Below are 20,677 nucleotides of genomic sequence, written 5' to 3' on the forward strand. Positions count from 1 at the left end.
CAATTCAACAATTCAACAGTTTTTGTTAATCATTATATCAATAATTGAATAAAAAGACTTCAATGATTATTTTTATTAAACACTCGTTTTCGAAACCGCAATAAAAACCGTAACAATCGTCTTTAAACACTACAACAGATTAAAAGTAATGGTAAAAAAAACCGTAATAAAACCGTGAAAATCATTTTTTCAATACTACAGCAGGTTAAAAAAATGGTAAAAAAACCGAAAGAAAACCGTAGCAACAATATACTCTTAATCTTACAACAGAAAAAAAACGTAGAAAAACCGTGAAAATCACATTCGATTACTAAAACAGACAGATAAAAACCGAAAGAAAACCGTTTTAACTACCGTTCATCTAAATTATAACAACCCAATACTTAAAACACGGTATTACCTTTGTTTCATTTATCATTTTACAAGAATCCTTTCTTTTTCAAATAAAACTAGACCAAACTATTAAAAACACTAATTTGATTCTCTTATACTATTATATTAAGCATTCTTTGATATTCGCTTACATTAACATCTGAAGTACCACTCTCTCTCAAAACCCTTGAAAAATATCTTATAAATTGCATTACGAAAATTTATCTGCAATAAATACTATTGCTTCAATTTGTAGCATTTTAGTTTTTTTAATGTTTTATAAATTTCACTTTTCAACCTTTATATAATTGAAATCTAAATAAATTCTTGGTATATTTCAAGTCTTTAAATTAATTCAAATACTACTTTATGTTGCCTAGTTTTATTAATTTAATCATTAATAAAATTTGACACATCCTCTTTTTTTTTAGATTTAATCATAACATCAATAAAATAATGTCAGAAGACCATAAAAAACAATTAGAACAACAACTCTGGAATATTGCCAACACCCTACGTGGTAAAATGAATGCCGATGAGTTTCGTGATTACATCTTAGGCTTTATTTTTTACAAGTACCTTTCTGAGCGTATGGAAATTTACGCCAATACCATTCTTACAGAAGGTGGCGATGCTTTTTTGTTTTCAGAAATAGACGAAAACACCCAAGACGGACAAGAATACATAGAAGCCATTAAAGAAGAAGCTTTAGGGAAACTAGGTTACTTCTTAAAACCAGCCGAGTTATTTTCTGCGATTTCTAAACGTGGGAATCATAATGAGGATGAGAAAGAAAGTGATGCCGTAGCAGAAGATACTTCTGAAACTTACAATACAAAAGACAACTTCATATTAGAAGACCTACAAAAAATCTTAAACAACATCCAAAACAGTACAATGGGTACGGATAGCGAAGAAGATTTTGAAGACCTTTTTGAAGATATGGATTTAAACTCTACCAAGTTAGGAAAAAGTCCAGAAGCGCGTAATGAGATTATCGCTAAAGTACTCGCACACTTAGATAAAATAGATTTTAAATTAGAAAATACCGAATTAGATGTATTGGGCGATGCTTACGAATACTTAATAGGGAAATTTGCAAGTGGTGCAGGTAAAAAAGCAGGCGAATTTTACACGCCACAAGAAGTAAGTATGGTATTAGCCAAGTTGGTAACCACAGGGAAGACCAAGCTAAAATCTGTATACGACCCAACCTGTGGTTCTGGTTCCTTGTTACTTCGTGTAGCTAAAGAAGTCGAAGAAGTAAATAACTTTTACGGACAAGAATTAAACCGAACCACCTACAATTTAGCACGTATGAATATGATTTTGCACGGTGTGCATTATCGTAAGTTTGATATTAAACAAGAAGACACTTTAGAACACCCACAACATTTAGAACACCGTTTTGAAGCCATTGTAGCTAATCCACCATTTTCTGCCAAGTGGAGTGCCAATAAGCTCTTTATGAGTGATGACCGTTTTAGCCAATACGGTAAACTAGCACCCAGCAGCAAAGCCGATTTTGCCTTTGTGCAACACATGGTACATCATCTTGCCGAAAACGGACAAATGGCAGTCGTATTACCGCACGGTGCCTTGTTTAGAGGAAGCGCCGAAGCCCACATACGTAAGTATTTAATCGAAGAAAAAAACTTCTTAGATGCTGTTATTGGCTTACCCGCCAATATATTTTATGGTACTAGCATACCGACTTGTATTTTAGTATTTAAAAAATGTAGAGAAAACCCTAACGATATTTTATTTATAGATGCCAGCTCACATTTTGAGAAAGTGAAAACTCAAAATATGTTAAGTGAAGCTAATATAGATAAAATTGTAAGCACCTATAGAGCACGCAAAACCGAAGATAAATACAGTTATGTTGCACCTTTAAGCGAAGTGGTAGAAAACGACTACAACCTAAACATACCACGTTATGTAGATACTTTTGAAGAGGAAGAACAAATTGATATAGATGTAGTAGCTACTGAAATTCAAATTTTAGATGCTGACTTACAAGAAAGAGAAACCCTTATTGCTTCTTTCTGCCAAGAGTTAAATATTAAAACACCGTTTTAAGATGCAGGAAGAAAAACAGTTATTACCAGAATTGAGGTTTCCAGAGTTTGAAGAAATTTGGAAACAAAAGAAGTTAGGAGAGATTTGTAAAATACAAACGGGTAACAAAGATACACAGGATAAAGAAGAGAACGGGTTATATCCATTTTATGTTAGATCTAATACGATTGAAAGTATTAATTCTTATTCGTTTGATGAACAAGCTATATTAACATCTGGTGATGGAGCTGGAGTAGGTAAAATATATCATCTTGTTGATGGTAAATTTGATTTACATCAAAGAGTTTATGCTTTGACTAATTTTGACTCTAATTTTTCAATCAGATACACTTATCATTTTTTTTCGGAAAAGTTTTATAAGAGAGTTATGCGTCTTAGTGCCAAAAACTCTGTTGATTCCGTTAGAAGAGATATGATATTTGATATGAAAATGCCATACCCTAACAAAGAAGAACAACAAAAAATAGCCAATTTCCTAACAGCCATAGACACCCAAATCCAAACTTTAGAAAAAAAGAAAAACCTTTTAGAGCAATATAAAAAAGGTGTCATGCAAAAAATCTTTAAACAAGAATTAAGATTTAAAGATGAAGATGGAAATGATTTTGCTGAGTGGAAGAAAAAGAAGTTAGGAGATTTAACTTATAAGGTTGGTAAAAAGAATAAAGAGAATATTCAATATCCAATTTATTCAATTAATAATCAAGAAGGTTTTAGACCACAATCAGAACAATTTGATGGTTTAGACAGTAATGAAAGAGGTTATGATATTAGTATGTATAAAATTGTATATGAAAAAACATTTGCATACAATCCAGCAAGAATAAATGTAGGTTCAATTGGTTATAGCTATGATTTGAATGAAGTTATTATTAGCTCATTATATGTTTGTTTTAAAACTAATGAGGAATTAGAAGATTTATATTTATTAGCTTATTTAGATACAGATAGATTCAATAAAGATATTTTAAGATACCAAGAAGGAGGTGTGCGTCAATATCTCTTTTATGAGAATTTCTCACAAATAAAAATTCCTCTACCATCAAATGAAGAACAAACCAAAATCGCTAATTTTTTATCAGCCTTAGATAAAAACATAGCTTTAGTAAATACCAAAATAGAAAAAACAAAAGCCTATAAAAAAGGCTTGTTACAGCAGATGTTTGTTTGATGAAGAAAAGGCCCAATAACATACAACATACGTTTCACACAAAAGAAGAGTTCGATGCCCATATTATTGCGCTTTTTGATAGAAAGAACTATAGTAAACTTGCTAATATTTTTAACAATATTAGATTAAGGTTTGACATTTCTATACCTTATGCAATTTATCAGGCTTCTAGTTATGAGGAAAACATAAATTCTAGAATTAGTCAGAGCACCATAAACTACAGTCATTGTGAGTTTGAAGGAAAAGTAGATATTCGGTCTACAGCAAGGGAATTAAATTTTTACGATAAATGTTGGTTTAGGGACGAACTAAAAATACGTTCAAGAGACAAGAATATATCATTTAAAAATTGTGAAATTTCTAATCTTAATCTTGAAAATGCTAAGTTTGGAAATCAAGGAAGTAGCTTAGGTAAGTTAAGAATTAAAAGTTGCATAGTTAATAACACTAATTTCAAGAATGCCACTTTCTATGCACTTGTTGACTTCTATTACACCGTTTTTACTAAAAATGTGGTGTTCTATAAAACAGATTTCCTTAACATCATCGTACTATCAGCAACTACATTCAAAGCAAATCTGTTATTTACTTATACGTTGTTAAGTGATAAAGTGATTATGAGGGCAACACAATTTAAAAAGGGTTTTGATTTTTCTTTAGCAATTATCAAGGGTCAGCTAGCTATTTTCAACATAGAACATGGTTATAAGGAATACATAACAATCAAAGACCCTAGTAATGAGAAAGAATACGAAAAAGCAGTTTCCGAAGATGGATTAATACCCCTTCAAAATAAACTAGAGACCTACAGAATCCTAAAAGTAGATTTTGAAAAACAGCAAAACATTCCTGAGTCTTTAAAATTTAAAAGGTTCGAAAAACGTACATATAAGCATGTTTTATCAACCAAAAAAAAATCTTGGGACACAAGTGTTGATAAAGCTACATTATGGCTTAATAGGTGGTCAAATAAGCACGGAACATCTGCTGGAAGAGCACTGTTATTTACAATAGGGTTAGGCTTTTTTTTCTTTTATTTCTCAGCTATTGCTTCAAATAAGTTTTCTTGGTCGGGTTGGGAATGGTCAGCAGTTGGAGATGGAATAGGATACTTTTTTCAGTTTCTAATTCCTACACATAAATTTAGTTATCTTGAGACTGCTGAACCAACTGGTAGCCTGTATTATGTATTAGATTTTTTAGGTCGTATTGCAGTAGGCTACGGTATTTATCAATTTATACAAGCATTTAGAAAATTTAGATAAATGAGTACACAACCAGAACAAGTTTTAGAAAATCAGCTAATAGAGCAGTTATCAAATAGTGGTTATACTAAAGTTAGTATTCCTGATGAAGCTACTTTAATCGTTAGTAATAAAAAAACATAAACCATTAGAAAATGATTACACAGGATCTACTTAATAACAAAGAAGGAATAAGCTTATTACAACCTGAAGATTTAGATACTACAAATTTTATTTTATCGCTATATGGGGCAGACGACATAAACATATCAGAAGCCATTACCTATTTAAAAAATTACATAAGTATTAAATCACCAATAGAAGAACTGGCTTTAAAACATATAGCCCACAATTTTCAGTATTATAAACAAGCTGAAGATACTATTATATATGATTTAGGATTTGATAATGTTTATTGCGCACTTTTAGAACATTCAGTTCTTGGATTTTATGCGATATTAAAAGAGTTTATAACGCCTTCAGCCGAAGATTGGGAGCTAAAACAAATTCGTACTTATAGTCCTTTAACTAATAGTTGTTTTGAAAAGGATTGTTGGGTATCTAAAAAAAGGAGTATTTCTCTAGAGTGGGAAACAGCATCGAGAATGTTAGCAGATATTATCTGTAGTAAGTTTGACCAAAATATATCATCAATAAACAAACGCCTTTATGAAAAACTTGACAAGAAAAGTTTAGCTCATTTTTTTGATATAGAAGAATTTGAAGCGTCATCTGGATATGAAGATTACAGAGATTTAAAAAGAATTTTATTTCTTTAAAGAAAGATTTACATTACATACGGTGATAAAAATGATAAAAGTATGAGTAAAACATTTAACATATACTGCGATGAAAGTTGCCATATAGAAAACGACCATAAAAAATATATGTTTCTGGGTTCGGTAAGTAGTGCATACAATCAAGTAAAACTACATACCGAAAACATTAACGACCTAAAAAAGAAGCATAATTTTTATGCAGAGATTAAATGGTCTAAAGTATCTAAATCTAAACTGCGTTTTTATTTAGATTTAGTAGATTATTTTTTTGCTACAGATTTGCAATTTAGAACCGTTGGTGTAGAAAAATCTAAGATTAATAATGATGCTTTTAATCAAGATTACGACGATTTTTATTATAAAATGTACTATTATTTATTAAACCATAATTTAAGTAGTTTATATAAATATAACGTGTATTTAGACATAAAAGATACATTAAGTGCTTACAAGGTAAACAAGCTAAAGGATATTTTAAACACCAAATTTGGTGTGTTTAGAAATGTGCAAAACATACGTTCTCACGAAAGTATAATAATGCAAATGGCAGATTTTTTAATGGGAGCAATTTCTTATTTACATAATGATAAGCATCAGCAAAATAAAGCAAAGGTGCAAATCATTAAAAAGATTCAACAACATTGTAACGAAGATTTGAGTAAGACCAATTACTCAAAAAAGATGAACCTGTTTTTTATTGAATTAAGATAAGTGTATGCCATTCAATCAGCTAAAAAGATATAACGACTTATTAGATATTACAGGTATGTCACCACACAACAGAAATATTTCTTTAAGAGGTGTTTTTGATAGAGATATTACCAATAATAGTAACTTTAAGTTTAGAACAAAACAAATAACACCTACGCCATTAGATGGGGAAATAAAAATGGATACCTTATTTCTTCATTTAACAAGAGTTATGGTTGATAAAAAAACGAGAGCAAGAGAATATGATGTGCATCGTTCTCAAAGATTACATTGGGTTAAATATCATATAGAGGAAAAAAAGAAAGAAAATATGTTAGTCTATTCTGTTAAAGAACCAGATGGTAACAGAACTTATATATATGATAAAGACGAAAAATATGTTATTGTTTTAGAACCTTTACGAAATAAAAATGAATATTATTTACTATCTGCTTACTATGTAAGAGGTAAAGATGCAAAGCGTAATAAGTTTGAAAAAAAGTATAAAAGAAGGTTGATGGAACTGTTATAAAAGCAAAAAACGCAGAGCTTCTATGGCTTGCGTTTCTCGATTTCCTTTTCTCAAATGAGAAATGAACTCGGTGCAAATATATGATATTATTTAGCTTCCAAACAAACTTTTTAACAATCATCACAAATTATTAACATTTACAAATGAGTTCACAACCAGAACAAGTATTAGAAAATCAGTTAATAGAACAGTTATCAAATCAAGGCTATACTAAAGTTAGTATTCCAGATGAAGCAACTTTATTAGCTAATTTAAAAGCACAGTTAGAAAAGCATAACAACATAACGTTTACTGCTAAAGAATTTGAACGTGTTTTAAATATTTTAAGTAAAGGTTCTGTATTCGAGAAAGCTAAAACACTAAGAGAAAAACAGCATATTGTTAGAGATAATGGCGATAATCTATATTTCGAGTTTTTAAATACGGAGCATTGGTGTCAAAATCAATATCAAGTCACCAACCAAGTTACTATTGAGGGGGCTTATAAAAATCGTTATGATGTAACTTTATTGGTTAATGGTTTACCGTTAGTTCAAATTGAATTAAAACGTAGAGGCTTAGAAATGAAAGAAGCCTTTAATCAAATAAACCGTTATCAAAGACATTCGTTTGGTGCTAAATCAGCCTTATTTCAATACGTTCAAATATTCGTTATCAGTAATGGTGTAAATACCAAATACTATGCAAACAACAGGCATCAATCATTTAAGCAAACATTCTATTGGGCAGATAAAGAAAACAAGCGTTTAACCAATATTTTAAATGGATTTACAAGTGAGTTTTTAGAGCCTTGTCATATCTCTAAAATGATATGTAAGTATATTGTTTTAAACGAAACACATAAAATACTAATGGTGCTAAGACCCTATCAATATTATGCAGTAGAAAGCATTATAGATAAGGTTAAAAATAGTACGCACAACGGTTATATTTGGCATACTACAGGTTCAGGTAAAACGTTGACGTCTTTTAAAGCAAGTCAAATAATTATGAAAATGCCACAAGTTAAAAAAGTGGTATTTGTAGTAGATAGAAAAGATTTAGATTACCAAACTACCAAAGAGTTTAATAGTTTCTCTAAAGGCAGTATAGATGGTACAGACAATACAAAAGCATTAGTAAAACAATTTAGTGATGATACTAAAATTATTGTAACTACCATTCAAAAATTAAATACAGCGATAAGTAAAAAGAACTATTTAGCTAAGATGGAGAAAATGAAAGAGGAGCGCATCGTCTTTATTTTTGATGAATGTCATCGTAGTCAGTTTGGAGAAACGCACAACCGTATAAAAGCATTCTTCAATAACTTTCAAATGTTCGGTTTTACAGGTACACCAATATTTGCAGATAATGCTGTTAAAAATGAATTAGGAAAGCGAACCACTAAAGAATTATTTGGAGATTGTTTACATAAGTACGTCATTACAGATGCTATTAAAGATGAAAATGTATTAAAGTTTGCAGTAGAATATGTTGGTAAATACAAGCAAAAAGAATCAGCAACCGAAATAGATATTGAAGTAGAAGACATTGACCGTAAAGAGTTAATGGAATCACCCAAACGTTTAGAAAAAATAGCAGATTATATTATAGCAAATCACAACCGTAAAACACACAACAAAGAGTTTACAGGAATGTTTTGTGTGGGTAGTACAGATATGTTAGTTAATTATTATGATATTCTACAACGTAAAAAAGAAGCAGGCGAACATAATCTAAAAATAGCAACCATATTTAGTTATGTTGCTAACGAGGAGGATGCAGATGCAAACGGTTATATACCAGAAGAAGTTTCAGTAGTTGAGGAAACACCTGCTTTATATGGCTTAAATGTTCATAAAAGAGACAAGTTAGAAAGTTATATAGGGCATTATAATGAAATGTTTGGTGCTAATTTCTCAACAAAAGACAGTCAGTCTTTTTACAATTATTACAACGATATATCTAAGAAAGTTAAAGAACGTAAAATTGATATTCTGTTAGTAGTAAATATGTTTCTTACAGGTTTCGATAGTCCATCGTTAAATACATTGTACGTAGATAAAAACTTAAAATATCACGGATTAATTCAAGCATATTCAAGAACAAACAGAATTATTAACGAGCAAAAATCTCAAGGTAATATTGTAGTTTTCCGTAACCTTAAAAAAGTAACAGACGAGGCTATAACACTCTTTAGTAATAAAGAAGCGATAGATGTTATTATAATGGAACCTTATGAGGACTATGCAGAGAAATTCAATGATGCTTTTATAGCGTTAATGGAGATTACGCCAACAGTCAATAGTGTAAACAATCTTGTAAGTGAAGAGGACGAATTAGAATTTATCAAGGCTTTTAGAGAATTGATGCGTTTAAAAAATACCATGACCACCTTCGCCAATTTTGACTGGGAAGATCTGGATATGGAAGAGCAATTATTCAATGATTTCCGAAGTAAATATTTAGATTTATGGCAAAAAACTAAAGATGATACAGCTAAAGAAAAAGTATCTATCTTGGATGATGTTGATTTTGAATTAGAATTAATTCATAGAGATGAAATCAATGTTACTTATATTCTCAATCTATTAGCGAATCTAAAAGATGTTAAAAAAGAAGAGCAAGAAGCTAAAAAGAAAGAGGTCGTAGATTTATTAACAGGTGAAGCAAATTTAAGAAGTAAGCGAGAATTAATAGAAAAGTTTATAGAAGATAATTTACCTGAAATTGAAGATTCTGAAACCATACCACAAGAGTTTGAAAAGTTCTGGTCAGAAGAACAGCAAAAAGCATTTAAAGTATTTGTAAAAGAGGAAAATCTATCATCAGAGAAAACGCAAAAACTAATTGAAGATTATCTCTATGCAGAAAGAGAACCTTTGCGAGATGAATTATTAGATTTAATTGAAGGTAATAAACCAAGTGTCTTGAAACGTAAATCAATAGGAGATAGAATTTTAAATAAAGTAATAAACTTTGTAGAGACTTTTATTAATGGAATGGATAATTAATTTCATAATGAGTAACCATTTATAAAGTTCTAAAAGCGTTAATCTATAGACAATAAAAGGCATCTATATACAATTTACCTCAATAAGATAGGACGAACAATTAAATAGTTTTAAATTCTGCAATTATTCTGCAAATAAAAAACCAACACATCGACAAAACTCTCGAATGTATTGGTTTTAGTAGTGGAGAAGATGGGATTCGAACCCACGACCTCTTGACTGCCAGTCAAGCGCTCTAGCCAACTGAGCTACATCCCCAAATTATTCGATATTATTTTAGTCCACTTAAAACCAAAACTGGCAATGTGGAACTGTGAAAATCTTTTTTCAAGATTGTATCCTTTTCCCATAATTTATTGAAAAAACCTCGTTTTCGACGCACTACACATAATAAATCTGGGTCATTCTCTTTATAATGTTCTAAAAGCGCTAAAAATGTATTAGGACTTTCAACGTTTATTGTTGTTGTAATCATCGATTTTAACTCGTCATTAATTTCAAAGTCACGCTTTTTATGATGAGGAGTCTTTACTAAAAGTAAGGTTAATGCAGATTCAAATTGTGTTTTTAAATACTTTAAAGGAAGCAAAACCTTATCTTTTTTTACAGTCGCAGATTTAACGGCCATAAATATTTTTGAATAAGGTTTAAACACGCAGTTTTCAGGAACAATTAATGCTGGTATTTGTGTTTGTTTAATAATCTTACCAGACGTTTTTCCTAAATACACTTCGTCTTTAATAGAATTGGTACGCGGCTCTATAAGGATTAAATCAACATTTAATTTTTTACAGATTTTTTCTAAGGTCTTTACCAACTTCCCTTTATACGTTTTGGTAATGACTTCAACACCTTTAGTATCTATGGACGCTACATGTTTTTCTAAAAATGATTTAGACTCGGCTTCTAAAATATCATCTATCTTAATCATGGTGCCTGCTTTGCTATAAACATCATATATTTGAACCACATAAACCTTAGCACCAAAAGCTTGCGCAAAATCTATAGCATATTGTAAATGCGACTTTGCGTTTTTTGAGGAACCAACAGGAACTAATAGCGTTTTCATCTTTAGAAAATTAAGATTAACATTAGGACAAAAGTAAACATTATAAATGATTCGAATAGCAGAAGAAAAAGATATTCAACCCATTTTAGAAATCACAAAAGCTTGTGCTAAATCTATGGTTTCTAGTGGTATTTATCAATGGAATGAGCACTATCCCAATACATCTGCATTTCGCAAAGACATTAAACGCGAAGAACTTTATGTTTTAGAAATTAATCATGCAATTAAAGCTTGTATTGTGATTTCTACATTTATGGATTCGGAATATGAGCCTATCAAATGGTTAACACCTAATGTTAATAACATTTATATTCATCGTTTAGCTGTTCATCCTCAATTACAAGGCAAAGGTTATGCACAACAATTGATGCATTTTGCAGAGCAATTTGCTATTGATAACAACTATAGTTCTATTCGATTAGATACCTTTTCGCAGAACAAAAGAAACCAAAAGTTTTACGAACTTCGCGGTTATAAACGATTAGGGAATATTTACTTTCCAAAGCAAAGTGAATTTCCTTTTTACTGTTACGAATTGGTATTGTGAGCACAGCTATAACTTTAAAACAAATTAATAAATTAGCGATTCCTGCTTTAATTGCGGGAGTGTCTGAGCCTATTTTATCTTTAACCGATGCGGCAATCATTGGTAATATGGAACAGAATGCTACAACATCTTTGGCAGCCGTTGGTATTGTAACGACATTTTTATCCATGCTAATTTGGGTCTTAGGCCAAACTCGAAGTGCCATTTCTTCAATCATTTCGCAATACTTGGGTGCCGGAAATGTGGAAGCCGTGAAGAATTTACCAGCCCAAGCTATTTTTGTAATTACAGCTTTAAGCTTATTTATTATTGCTATAACCTATCCTTTAGCATCTCACATTTTTCAACTTTATAATGCCTCAGGAGACATATTGAATTTTAGTGTAGACTATTATAAAATTCGGGTTTTTGGATTTCCCTTTACCTTGTTTACCATAGCTGTTTTTGGAACCTTTAGAGGACTTCAAAACACCTATTTCCCTATGCTAATTGCTATTTCTGGTGCATTGGCCAATATTATTCTCGACGTTGTGCTTGTCTATGGTATTAACGGTTTTATTCCTGCTATGCATATTAAAGGTGCTGCATATGCCAGTGTTATTGCGCAATTAATTATGGCTTTACTTTCGGCTTATTACTTACTCAAAAAAACAGATATTCCGTTAATCGCAAAATTGCCTTTTAATCCTGAAATGAAACGTTTCGCGTTAATGATTCTCAATTTATTTATTAGAACGATTGCCTTAAATATTGCCTTGTATTTTGGAACTAGCTTTGCTACAAAATACGGTGAAAATTATATCGCAGCTTATACCATTGCCATCAATCTTTGGTTTTTGGGTGCTTTTCTTATTGATGGTTATGCCAGTGCTGGTAATATTTTATCAGGAAAATTGTTAGGTGCAAAAGACTATAAAAACCTTTTAGAATTAAGTAATAAATTGATTAAATATGGCATTTTCGTTGGACTTTTTATTGGAGTAATTGGTGCTGTGTTTTACTATCCTCTAGGCAACCTGTTTAGTAATGACAAAAACGTACTGAAAGAATTCTATAAGGTATTTTGGATTGTTTTAGCCATGCAACCTTTATGTGCTTTGGCCTTTATTTTTGATGGTGTTTTTAAAGGACTGGGTAAGATGAAGTATCTTAGAAACGTTTTATTATTTTCTACAATTGTAGTTTTTGTTCCAGTTATATTCTGGGTCGATCGCCTAGATTATAAACTCTATGGTATTTTTATCGCCTTTACATTGTGGATGATTGCTCGAGGCTTACCATTAATAATAAAATTTAGAAAAACATTTATTCCTCTAGCGCAAAACACTTAAATTTGATTATTAATTTTATTTCTATAATGAGCTTATTAATAACAATACTACAAGACGGTAATATAGACGAAAAACTTAAAAATGCACCAGACAGCAGTTATGGTGTTGGCGTGTTTATTGGTACACTCTTACCTTTTGTGGTTTTGGTTCTTATCGCTTTTGCGATTTATAGATATAACAAAAACAGATATAAAGACGAATAGTATGGATATTCTTGGCTTTTTGGGTGGAAACGGCTTATTCCTTATATTAGGATTAGTACTTATAATTGTATATTTCTACAACAAATATAAAAGACGTTAATATAGGTTTACCGCGTTTTTAACCAACCTGTAATACTCAATCGCTGTGTATTTACAGGTTTTACTTCATGCTCTAATTCTTGGCTTTCAAAAATAACAACTTTGCCAGGAAATGGATAAATAACCTTGTCTTCACCGTCTAAATAAAGGACTAATTCACCTCCGTTTTCGGGTTTCCAATCTTCACTATTTAAATAACAAACAAAAGATAATTTACGTCTATCATCATTCTGAAATGTATCTAAATGGCGTTTGTAATAGGTGTCCTTAGGATAAATGGCATAATGGAATTCCTTCTGATTAATACCAAGAAAACAGGTGCGATTGAGGTAATCTTTTAAATCATTAATTTTATTGAAGAATAATTGCTCCGCAGAATTGATAACGTTTTCATCTATCCAAAGAATAATATCTCCGCGCACTGCTTTTTTAACAAGCGCATTGATTTTATTCCCAATAGCCGATTTTTTAAACGCATCTTCTTCATACTTTAAAAGCAATGAATGCCGTAGAGCAACAACCTCATCTTCTGAAAAAAAATCATCAACAATACTATATTTTTGCGATGAAATGTCTGAAATAACACGCTCATAAAGCGGGTTTTCAACAAACGGAATAGCTTCGAAAAGGCTACTCACCGTGACTTTTAAAGAAATTTAATCTTTTCATAATTTTTTTAAAATTTAAAAAAAGTGCGCAAATGTAATCTAAAAAGCCATTCCTTTTACATTTATAATATCTTTGCACTATAATTTAAAATCGCATGAGTAAAATTCGCATTACAAAACAATTTTCTTTTGAAACAGGTCACGCCCTATATGGTTACGACGGAAAGTGTAAAAATGTCCACGGTCATAGTTACCACCTTTTTGTTACCGTAATAGGCACACCAATAGCCGATTCCAACAATGTAAAATTTGGAATGGTCATCGATTTTGGTGACTTAAAGAAAATAGTAAAGGAAGAAATTGTAGATGTTTTTGACCATGCTACGGTTTTTAATAAAAACACACCACACGTAGAATTGGCCAAGGAACTAGAAGCTAGAGAGCATAATGTGTTGCTTGTAGATTATCAGCCAACAAGTGAAATGATGGTGATTGATTTTGCGCAAAAAATAAAACAGCGTTTACCAGAAACTATAAAATTACATTCTTTAAGGCTTTCAGAAACCACCTCTTCTTTTGCTGAATGGTACGCTAGTGATAATGAGTAAACCGAACCACATACATATTGCCGACGGAAAAAAAATCTATTTTGCATCAGATAATCATTTAGGCGCACCAACTAGTGAAGCGTCTCGACCTCGTGAAAAAAAATTCGTCGCTTGGTTAGATGAGATCAAACATGATGCGGCGGCTATTTTCTTAATGGGAGATCTCTTCGATTTTTGGTTTGAATATAAAACCGTAGTGCCTAAAGGTTTTACAAGAACTTTGGGGAAATTAGCAGAAATTAGTGATTCCGGAATTCCGATTCATTATTTTGTAGGTAACCACGATTTATGGATGAATGGCTATTTTGAAGAAGAATTAGGTATTCCTGTATATCATAAGCCTGAAGAATTCACGTTTAATGACACCTCTGTCTTTATTGGTCATGGTGACGGTTTAGGTCCTGGAGATAAAGGCTACAAACGCATGAAAAAAGTGTTTACAAGTCCATTTTTTCAATGGTTATTTAAATGGATGCATCCCGATATTGGAGTTAAAATCGGACAATATATGTCTGTAAAAAACAAAATGATTTCAGGCGATGATGATGCAAAGTTTTTAGGAGAAGACAATGAATGGCTAGCGGTATATTGCAAACGTAAACTCGAAGATAAACACCGAGATTATTTTGTATTTGGTCATAGACATTTGCCTTTAGAAATTGACTTAAATGAAACGTCTAAGTACATTAATTTAGGCGACTGGATTCAGTATTATACCTACGGAGTTTTTGACGGTGAAAATTTTGAACTTAAAACCTATTAATGTCGTCCTGTTTTTACTTTAACAGAAGCGTAAGTAGACACAGAATAAGGCACCACAAAGCATAAGCCAAGCTTTACCCAATTTACCTTTTCAAAATTCAAATGATATAAAAGGTCTCCTTGGTTGATAATATTTAAAATACAACCAACCACTATAGCGACTTTAATTGAAGAGATGACAATGTCTTTTTCTAAAGCTATTTTAAGCAGTTTTAGAATCATACTAAATGAAATGTTTAAATATTTTGCTGGCAAAAGTAATAAAAATGATAAGCCTTAAAAGTGATTTTATACTCCATCTTTTTCGTGTTCTTCAATATCTTTAGTAAGATCTAGTTCACGTAATGATTTGTTTTTAAAATGCATTGTTGTCACCGTAATAAGTGTTACGGTACCTCCAAGTATTACAGCCAATGGCGCTCCAAATAGTTTTGCAGCGACTCCACTTTCAAGCGCTCCAAGCTCATTAGAAGACCCAACAAACATAGAGTTAACGGCACCAACTCTTCCTCTCATATCATCTGGAGTCTTAAGCTGAAGAATGGTCTGACGAATCACCATAGACACACCATCAAACACACCAGATAAAAATAAAGCAACCAAACTCAGCCAAAGTAGCTTAGAAGCTCCAAAAATAATCATACATATTCCAAAGCCAAAGACTGAAATTAGCAGTTTTTTCCCTGTGTTTTTTGTGATTGGTAAATAGGTTGTTGCCACCATAGTAATAATACTTCCCGAAGACAACGCTGCATTTAGAAAACCGAAGCCTCTTGGACCTGCATCTAAAACATCTTTTGCAAATACAGCAAATATGGCCACAGCGCCACCAAATAAAACAGCAATCATATCTAGGGTTAATGCTCCTAAAATAACCTTATCGTTAAACACAAATCGTAGTCCAACTTTTAAACTGTCCATCACCGATTCATTCGTTTTTTTATTGAGAACAGGTTTCTTTTTTATACCAAAGACTAATATTAATGCTAACATCACGAGTGAAAATATAATTCCAAGCGTATGATGCACACCAATCCATGCGATTAAAAATCCGCCACAAAGTGCACCAAATACATTAGCACCTTTCCAAGTACTACTGCTCCAAGTCGCTGCATTTGGGTATATTTTTTTAGGTACAATTAAGGCTATAAGCGAGAAAATAGTAGGCCCAAAAAAGGCTCTTAAAACGCCTCCGAAAAACACTAAACTATATATGCCATATAGAATATAGTTGACTGTCCAAGAACTTTCAATAGCTTCTGAAGTGAGCCAAAACAAGCCAAAACTGATTAATGAGAATAAGGCAATGCAAAGCGTAAATAAGTTTCGTTTTTCTTTTTTGTCAACAATATGACCTGCAAAAGGGGCAAATAAAAATGCGGGTAAAAATTCGCAAAGCCCAATAATGCCTAGACTTAATTTATCATTGGTTAAAGCATACACTTGCCATTCGATGACAATAAATTGCATAGACCAACCAAAAACCAAGGCGAATCGCACCAATAAAAAGATGTTGAATTCCTTGATTCTTAATGCCGCGTATGGATCGTTTTTTGCCAAGATGATTTAAGTTACGAGACCTAGCAGGTTTTAAAAACCTAACAGGTCTGCAATTGATTCAATACAAATGTATAATAAGCAAAGGTTTTATTTAGTTTTCAATCAACTTAAAAGCAACACGTCTATTTAATTGGCGTCCTTCTTCTGTATCATTATCTGAAATAGGTTGCGTACTTCCAAAACCAAAGGATTTAATCCTAGTTGCATTCAATCCTTTTTCAATTAAATAATCTAAAACCGCTTTGGCACGTTGTTCTGATAATTCTTGATTCCTAGTTTCTAACCCAGTGGCATCTGTATGTCCGTAAATTTCAACATTTAATGTAAGGTTAGCTTCTAAATGTTTGTAAAGTTGATTGAGTTCTTCTTTTGAAACCACTAACAAGTCCGCTTTATCAAAATCGAATAATACATTTTTGAAGATGTAAACTTCATTGGTATTAATAGTTGGCTCTTCAACTGTTTTGATAGTTTCTATAACGACTTCTTTTTCTAAAAGTTCTATTGAAACATCATCAATGTAGTAGTATGAAAATGGTTTATAACCCGTTTGTCGCGCTTTACTCTTTTTGGTATCGGAATTAGAATTAAAATTACCAATAGCAAAATAGTTTTCAAATCCATTTGCGGTATAAATAAAGGAAACTTCCATCCAGTCTTTGTCATTATCATAGAATTCTTTACTGAACGTTGGACGGAATTTTAAATTCGGAATTCGATTCGCGAAGTGTTTTGCATTAATATTAATTTTACTTTTGGATGCATTGAATTTCTCAGCCGTCATCATCATCCCCAATTCTTTAAGGGCGTATCTTGAGTTTTCCGCTAAACTGATATAGAATTTAACTTGATATTTCTTCCCTCGCTCTAAGGTAGTTTTTAATGTGCCTTGAACATATTCTCTATAGTCTTTCTTGAAATACGCATATATACCAGCATAACCATTTCCTGTTTTGGCTTTTTGATAGCCATTGAAGTTTTGGAAACCCATTTTCTCGCTACACGAATTAAAATAATCCGTTGTGCCATTATTGGGAATCGTCCAGTCTTTTACATTCCTATGAAATAAGCTCATATCTCTTGGACAATCATAAAAATCTTCAAAACTTGGGTTGAGTACTAAGTTTTGACTTGTTAGAATGATGCTATTAAATAGTAAAAAAACTAAGATTATTTTTTTCATTTTTCAATCAACTTAAAAGCAACACGTCTATTTAATTGGCGTCCTTCTTCTGTGTCATTATCTGAAATAGGTTGCGTACTTCCAAAACCAAATGATTTAATCCTAGTTGCATTCAATCCTTTTTCAATTAAATAGTCTAAAACCGCTTTGGCACGTTGTTCTGATAATTCTTGGTTTCTGGCTTCTAATCCAATAGTATCGGTATGACCATAAATTTCAACATTTAATGTAAGGTTAGCTTCTAAATGTTTGTAAAGCTGATTGAGCTCTTCTTTAGAAACCACTAACAAGTCCGCTTTATCAAAATCGAATAATACATTTTTAAAGGTGTAAATCTCATTAGTTTTAATGGTAGGTTCTTCAAGTGTTTTGAGGGTGTCTTTTTTGATGTTCTCTTCTTCTTTTTCTAAGGGTTCAATTGAAACGTCATCGATATAGTAATAGGAAAACAAAAAAGGACTATTAGATAATACATCTTCTTTTTTTGTTTTAGCATTTCTATAAAAATTACCAATAGAAAAGTAGTTCTCATAACCTTCGGCTGTAAATTCGAAAGTATATGCCGCCCAAGACTCTTTATTAGAAAAATAAATATTATCAGGATTTGAATACATTTTAAACTTTCCTTTAGTCGCTTTAGATGGTTTAATAGCCTTATCACAAGCATTAGAGTGATGACAAGGCTTTAGTTTTTCTTCCGTTATTAAAACTTGAATATCCTTTAAAGCAAAAGACGATTTATCTGCTAAACTCAAATAAAAAGTCATTTTGTATTTCTTCCCTTTTATTAATGTTTTAGAAAGTTCTCCTTGAACATATTCTCTATAATTTTTGTCAGTAAACAAATACATGCCAGCATAAGTTGTTCCTGCTTTAGCTTCTTGAAACCCATTATAGTTTCTGCCTCCCATAATCTCTTCGCATGTGTCAAAAAAATCTGTTGATCCATAATTTGGTATAGACCAATTTGTAATATGAATATTAAAACCTCCTAAAATTGAAATGCAATGTTTTGTTCTATGATCCTCAAAACTGGGATTAAGTACTAAGTTTTGACTATTTGAAATAAATCCACAAAGAAAGAAAAGCAATACGACTGGTTGTTTCATATACAATCTACGAAGCGTTATGAGTTTTATTTTTTTATATCCTTCAATTTCAACTGTAAACTGACGTTGCCATTCCAATGATTTTCATCTATGGAATAAGCTGCACTAAACGGTCTTTTACTTTTTATGATATCAATTTTATCGCCTAAACCAAAACCAATACAGACAATTTTATCATTGAAGGATTGGGTTACAGTTAATCTAATGTGTTTATCACCTTCTCCAACACATTTTCCCCAGCCTGTATCTTTTAGATTTTGAGACATAAAGGTGGGTGACATATTCCCAGGGCCAAATGGTGCAAATTGTTTTAGGATTCGCATGAGTTTATCATTGATTTGACCAAGTTCTATTTCTAAATCAACTTTAAGCTCTGGTGTTAACAATTTTGGATCTATGGTGTCTTTTACAACACTCTCAAATTTAGCTTTAAAAGCCTCATAGTTTTTCGGATCTAAAGTTAAGCCTGCAGCATATTTATGACCTCCAAATTGCTCTATATGTTCTGAACAAGCTTCCAACGCATTATACACATCAAAACCAGAAACTGAACGTGCTGAAGCCGCTAGCTTATCTCCACTTTTAGTAAATACTAATGTTGGTCTGTAGTATGTTTCAATTAATCGTGATGCGACAATACCAATCACTCCCTTGTGCCATGATTCGTCATAAACAACAGTGGTAAATCCTTCTTGCTCGTTATTCTCTTCAATTTGAACTAAAGCTTCTTCTGTGATACGTTTGTCCGTTTCACGACGATCGGTATTAAAGGCATCAATATCTACGGCATATTTTGCAGCAAGGTTAAAATCGGTTTCGGTTAAAAGTGTTACAGCGTGGTTACCGTGTTTCATTCGTCCTGCGGCATTAATTCGAGGTGCGATAATAAAAACCACATCTGTTATGGTAAGAATGTCCTTTTTAACCTCAGCGATAATCGCTTTCATGCCAGGTCTTGGGTTGGTATTTATAATGTTTAAACCCATATAAGCCAAGGCTCTGTTTTCATCTACAATGGGTACAATATCTGCACCAATGGCAGTAGCTACCAAATCGAGATATTCGGTTAAATCTTCTACCGTTTGCCCTTGGTTGGCTGCTAAAGCCGTAATTAATTTAAAGCCTACACCACAACCACAAAGTTCTTTAAACGGATAATCGCAATCGTCGCGTTTTGGGTCTAAAACCGCAACAGCGTCTGGAATCTTATCACTTGGTCTGTGGTGATCGCAAATAATAAAATCAATGCCTTTCTCTTTAGCATATGCGACTTTGTCAATGGCTTTTATACCACAATCGAGAGCTATAATTAGTGAAATATCATTATCGTCTGCAAAGTCAATACCTTTATAAGAGACACCATAACCTTCGTCATATCGATCTGGAATGTATGTGGCAACAGCATCTGTCCTTGTTTTTAAATAGGATGACATTAAAGCTACGGAGGTTGTACCATCTACATCATAATCGCCATAAACCATAATATTTTCACCTTGCTCAATCGCTTTTTCGATTCTAGCAACCGCTTTATCCATATCTTTCATGAGGTATGGGTCGTGAAGTTCTTTAAAACTAGGCCTGAAAAATGTTTTAGCAGCATCATAAGTATCGATGCCTCTTTGCAATAATAATGTGGCAACAATATCGTCTACTTGAAGTGCTTTTTTTAGTTCTTCAACTTTTGATGGTTCTGGTTTTGGTTTTAATGTCCAACGCATAATGTCTTATATCG

At 32.0% G+C, this 20,677-nt stretch carries 20 protein-coding genes and 1 tRNA gene; 13 read left to right on the top strand and 8 right to left on the bottom strand.

Going from position 1 to position 20,677, the window contains the following annotated elements:
• Positions 1-828 precede the first annotated feature (828 nt).
• The 8 genes from KO504_RS09085 to KO504_RS09120 all read left to right on the top strand — a co-directional run bounded on the left by KO504_RS09085 (position 829) and on the right by KO504_RS09120 (position 9,866).
• Positions 829-2,454, top strand: a complete 1,626-nt coding sequence (locus KO504_RS09085; RefSeq protein ID WP_215926149.1) for a type I restriction-modification system subunit M — start codon at positions 829-831, stop codon at positions 2,452-2,454.
• 1 nt (position 2,455) lies between these two features.
• Positions 2,456-3,625 (top strand): restriction endonuclease subunit S, encoded by a 1,170-nt coding sequence (locus KO504_RS09090; RefSeq protein WP_215926151.1) that lies wholly within the window; start codon positions 2,456-2,458, stop codon positions 3,623-3,625.
• Positions 3,625-4,890: a hypothetical protein gene (locus KO504_RS09095; RefSeq protein ID WP_215926153.1), complete on the top strand. Its 1,266-nt coding sequence runs from the start codon at positions 3,625-3,627 to the stop codon at positions 4,888-4,890. Before KO504_RS09090 ends, KO504_RS09095 begins: the two co-directional genes overlap by 1 nt.
• Positions 4,891-5,013 (top strand): complement resistance protein TraT, encoded by a 123-nt coding sequence (locus tag KO504_RS09100; RefSeq protein ID WP_215926155.1) that lies wholly within the window; start codon positions 4,891-4,893, stop codon positions 5,011-5,013.
• A gap of 11 nt (positions 5,014-5,024) precedes the next feature.
• Positions 5,025-5,648 (top strand): hypothetical protein, encoded by a 624-nt coding sequence (locus tag KO504_RS09105; RefSeq protein WP_215926157.1) that lies wholly within the window; start codon positions 5,025-5,027, stop codon positions 5,646-5,648.
• Positions 5,649-5,690: 42 nt separating this feature from the next.
• Entirely contained in the window at positions 5,691-6,359 is a 669-nt protein-coding gene (locus KO504_RS09110) for a DUF3800 domain-containing protein (RefSeq protein WP_215926159.1), read from the top strand.
• Positions 6,360-6,363: 4 nt separating this feature from the next.
• Positions 6,364-6,870, top strand: coding sequence for a hypothetical protein (locus tag KO504_RS09115; RefSeq protein ID WP_215926161.1), 507 nt, complete (start codon positions 6,364-6,366; stop codon positions 6,868-6,870).
• A gap of 143 nt (positions 6,871-7,013) precedes the next feature.
• The gene (locus KO504_RS09120; RefSeq protein WP_215926162.1) at positions 7,014-9,866 is read left to right on the top strand and encodes a type I restriction endonuclease subunit R; all 2,853 of its coding nucleotides are present in this window, start codon (positions 7,014-7,016) and stop codon (positions 9,864-9,866) included.
• A 184-nt stretch (positions 9,867-10,050) separates the two neighbouring features.
• Here the strand turns inward: KO504_RS09120 and KO504_RS09125 are convergent.
• Together KO504_RS09125 and KO504_RS09130 are read right to left on the bottom strand one after the other, a co-directional pair.
• A tRNA-Ala gene (locus KO504_RS09125) sits at positions 10,051-10,124 on the bottom strand.
• Positions 10,125-10,137: 13 nt separating this feature from the next.
• A complete protein-coding gene (locus KO504_RS09130) occupies positions 10,138-10,935 on the bottom strand; it encodes a universal stress protein (protein WP_215926164.1) in 798 nt (265 codons plus the stop codon).
• Between the two features lie 46 nt (positions 10,936-10,981).
• Between KO504_RS09130 and KO504_RS09135 the strand changes: the two genes are divergently transcribed.
• From KO504_RS09135 to KO504_RS09145, 3 genes are read left to right on the top strand one after another with little or no spacing between them, the layout of a single operon-like run.
• The gene (locus KO504_RS09135; protein WP_215926166.1) at positions 10,982-11,482 is read left to right on the top strand and encodes a GNAT family N-acetyltransferase; all 501 of its coding nucleotides are present in this window, start codon (positions 10,982-10,984) and stop codon (positions 11,480-11,482) included.
• A complete protein-coding gene (locus KO504_RS09140) occupies positions 11,479-12,813 on the top strand; it encodes an MATE family efflux transporter (protein WP_215926167.1) in 1,335 nt (444 codons plus the stop codon). The genes KO504_RS09135 and KO504_RS09140 overlap by 4 nt, the downstream gene beginning before the upstream one ends.
• 2 nt (positions 12,814-12,815) lie before the next feature.
• Entirely contained in the window at positions 12,816-13,016 is a 201-nt protein-coding gene (locus tag KO504_RS09145; protein ID WP_215927451.1) for a hypothetical protein, read from the top strand.
• Between the two features lie 107 nt (positions 13,017-13,123).
• Here the strand turns inward: KO504_RS09145 and KO504_RS09150 are convergent, their stop codons facing one another.
• On the bottom strand, positions 13,124-13,753 hold the full coding sequence (locus tag KO504_RS09150) for a 2OG-Fe(II) oxygenase (protein WP_215926169.1): 630 nt from the start codon (positions 13,751-13,753) through the stop codon (positions 13,124-13,126).
• Between the two features lie 125 nt (positions 13,754-13,878).
• Between KO504_RS09150 and KO504_RS09155 the strand changes: the two genes are divergently transcribed.
• Both KO504_RS09155 and KO504_RS09160 read left to right on the top strand, forming a co-directional pair.
• The gene (locus KO504_RS09155) at positions 13,879-14,331 is read left to right on the top strand and encodes a 6-pyruvoyl trahydropterin synthase family protein (RefSeq protein ID WP_215926171.1); all 453 of its coding nucleotides are present in this window, start codon (positions 13,879-13,881) and stop codon (positions 14,329-14,331) included.
• A gap of 10 nt (positions 14,332-14,341) precedes the next feature.
• Positions 14,342-15,094 (top strand): UDP-2,3-diacylglucosamine diphosphatase, encoded by a 753-nt coding sequence (locus KO504_RS09160; protein ID WP_092466868.1) that lies wholly within the window; start codon positions 14,342-14,344, stop codon positions 15,092-15,094.
• Here KO504_RS09160 and nrtS read toward each other — a convergent pair.
• From nrtS to recJ, 5 genes are all read right to left on the bottom strand, one after another.
• Positions 15,091-15,315 (bottom strand): nitrate/nitrite transporter NrtS, encoded by a 225-nt coding sequence (gene nrtS / locus KO504_RS09165; protein ID WP_092466106.1) that lies wholly within the window; start codon positions 15,313-15,315, stop codon positions 15,091-15,093. The two genes, KO504_RS09160 and nrtS, sit on opposite strands and share 4 nt — an antisense overlap.
• Positions 15,316-15,381: 66 nt before the next feature.
• Positions 15,382-16,653 carry an MFS transporter gene (locus KO504_RS09170; protein WP_179318662.1) on the bottom strand — a complete coding sequence of 424 codons (1,272 nt, stop codon included), beginning with the start codon at positions 16,651-16,653 and terminating at the stop codon, positions 15,382-15,384.
• Positions 16,654-16,744: 91 nt separating this feature from the next.
• Positions 16,745-17,836 (bottom strand): OmpA family protein, encoded by a 1,092-nt coding sequence (locus KO504_RS09175; RefSeq protein ID WP_215926173.1) that lies wholly within the window; start codon positions 17,834-17,836, stop codon positions 16,745-16,747.
• A complete protein-coding gene (locus KO504_RS09180) occupies positions 17,833-18,945 on the bottom strand; it encodes an OmpA family protein (RefSeq protein WP_215926175.1) in 1,113 nt (370 codons plus the stop codon). Before KO504_RS09180 ends, KO504_RS09175 begins: the two co-directional genes overlap by 4 nt.
• A gap of 26 nt (positions 18,946-18,971) precedes the next feature.
• Positions 18,972-20,663, bottom strand: coding sequence for a single-stranded-DNA-specific exonuclease RecJ (recJ, locus tag KO504_RS09185; RefSeq protein ID WP_215926177.1), 1,692 nt, complete (start codon positions 20,661-20,663; stop codon positions 18,972-18,974).
• Positions 20,664-20,677 lie beyond the last annotated feature (14 nt).

Source organism: Winogradskyella psychrotolerans (assembly GCF_018860565.1).
GTDB classification, from domain to species: domain Bacteria; phylum Bacteroidota; class Bacteroidia; order Flavobacteriales; family Flavobacteriaceae; genus Winogradskyella; species Winogradskyella damuponensis.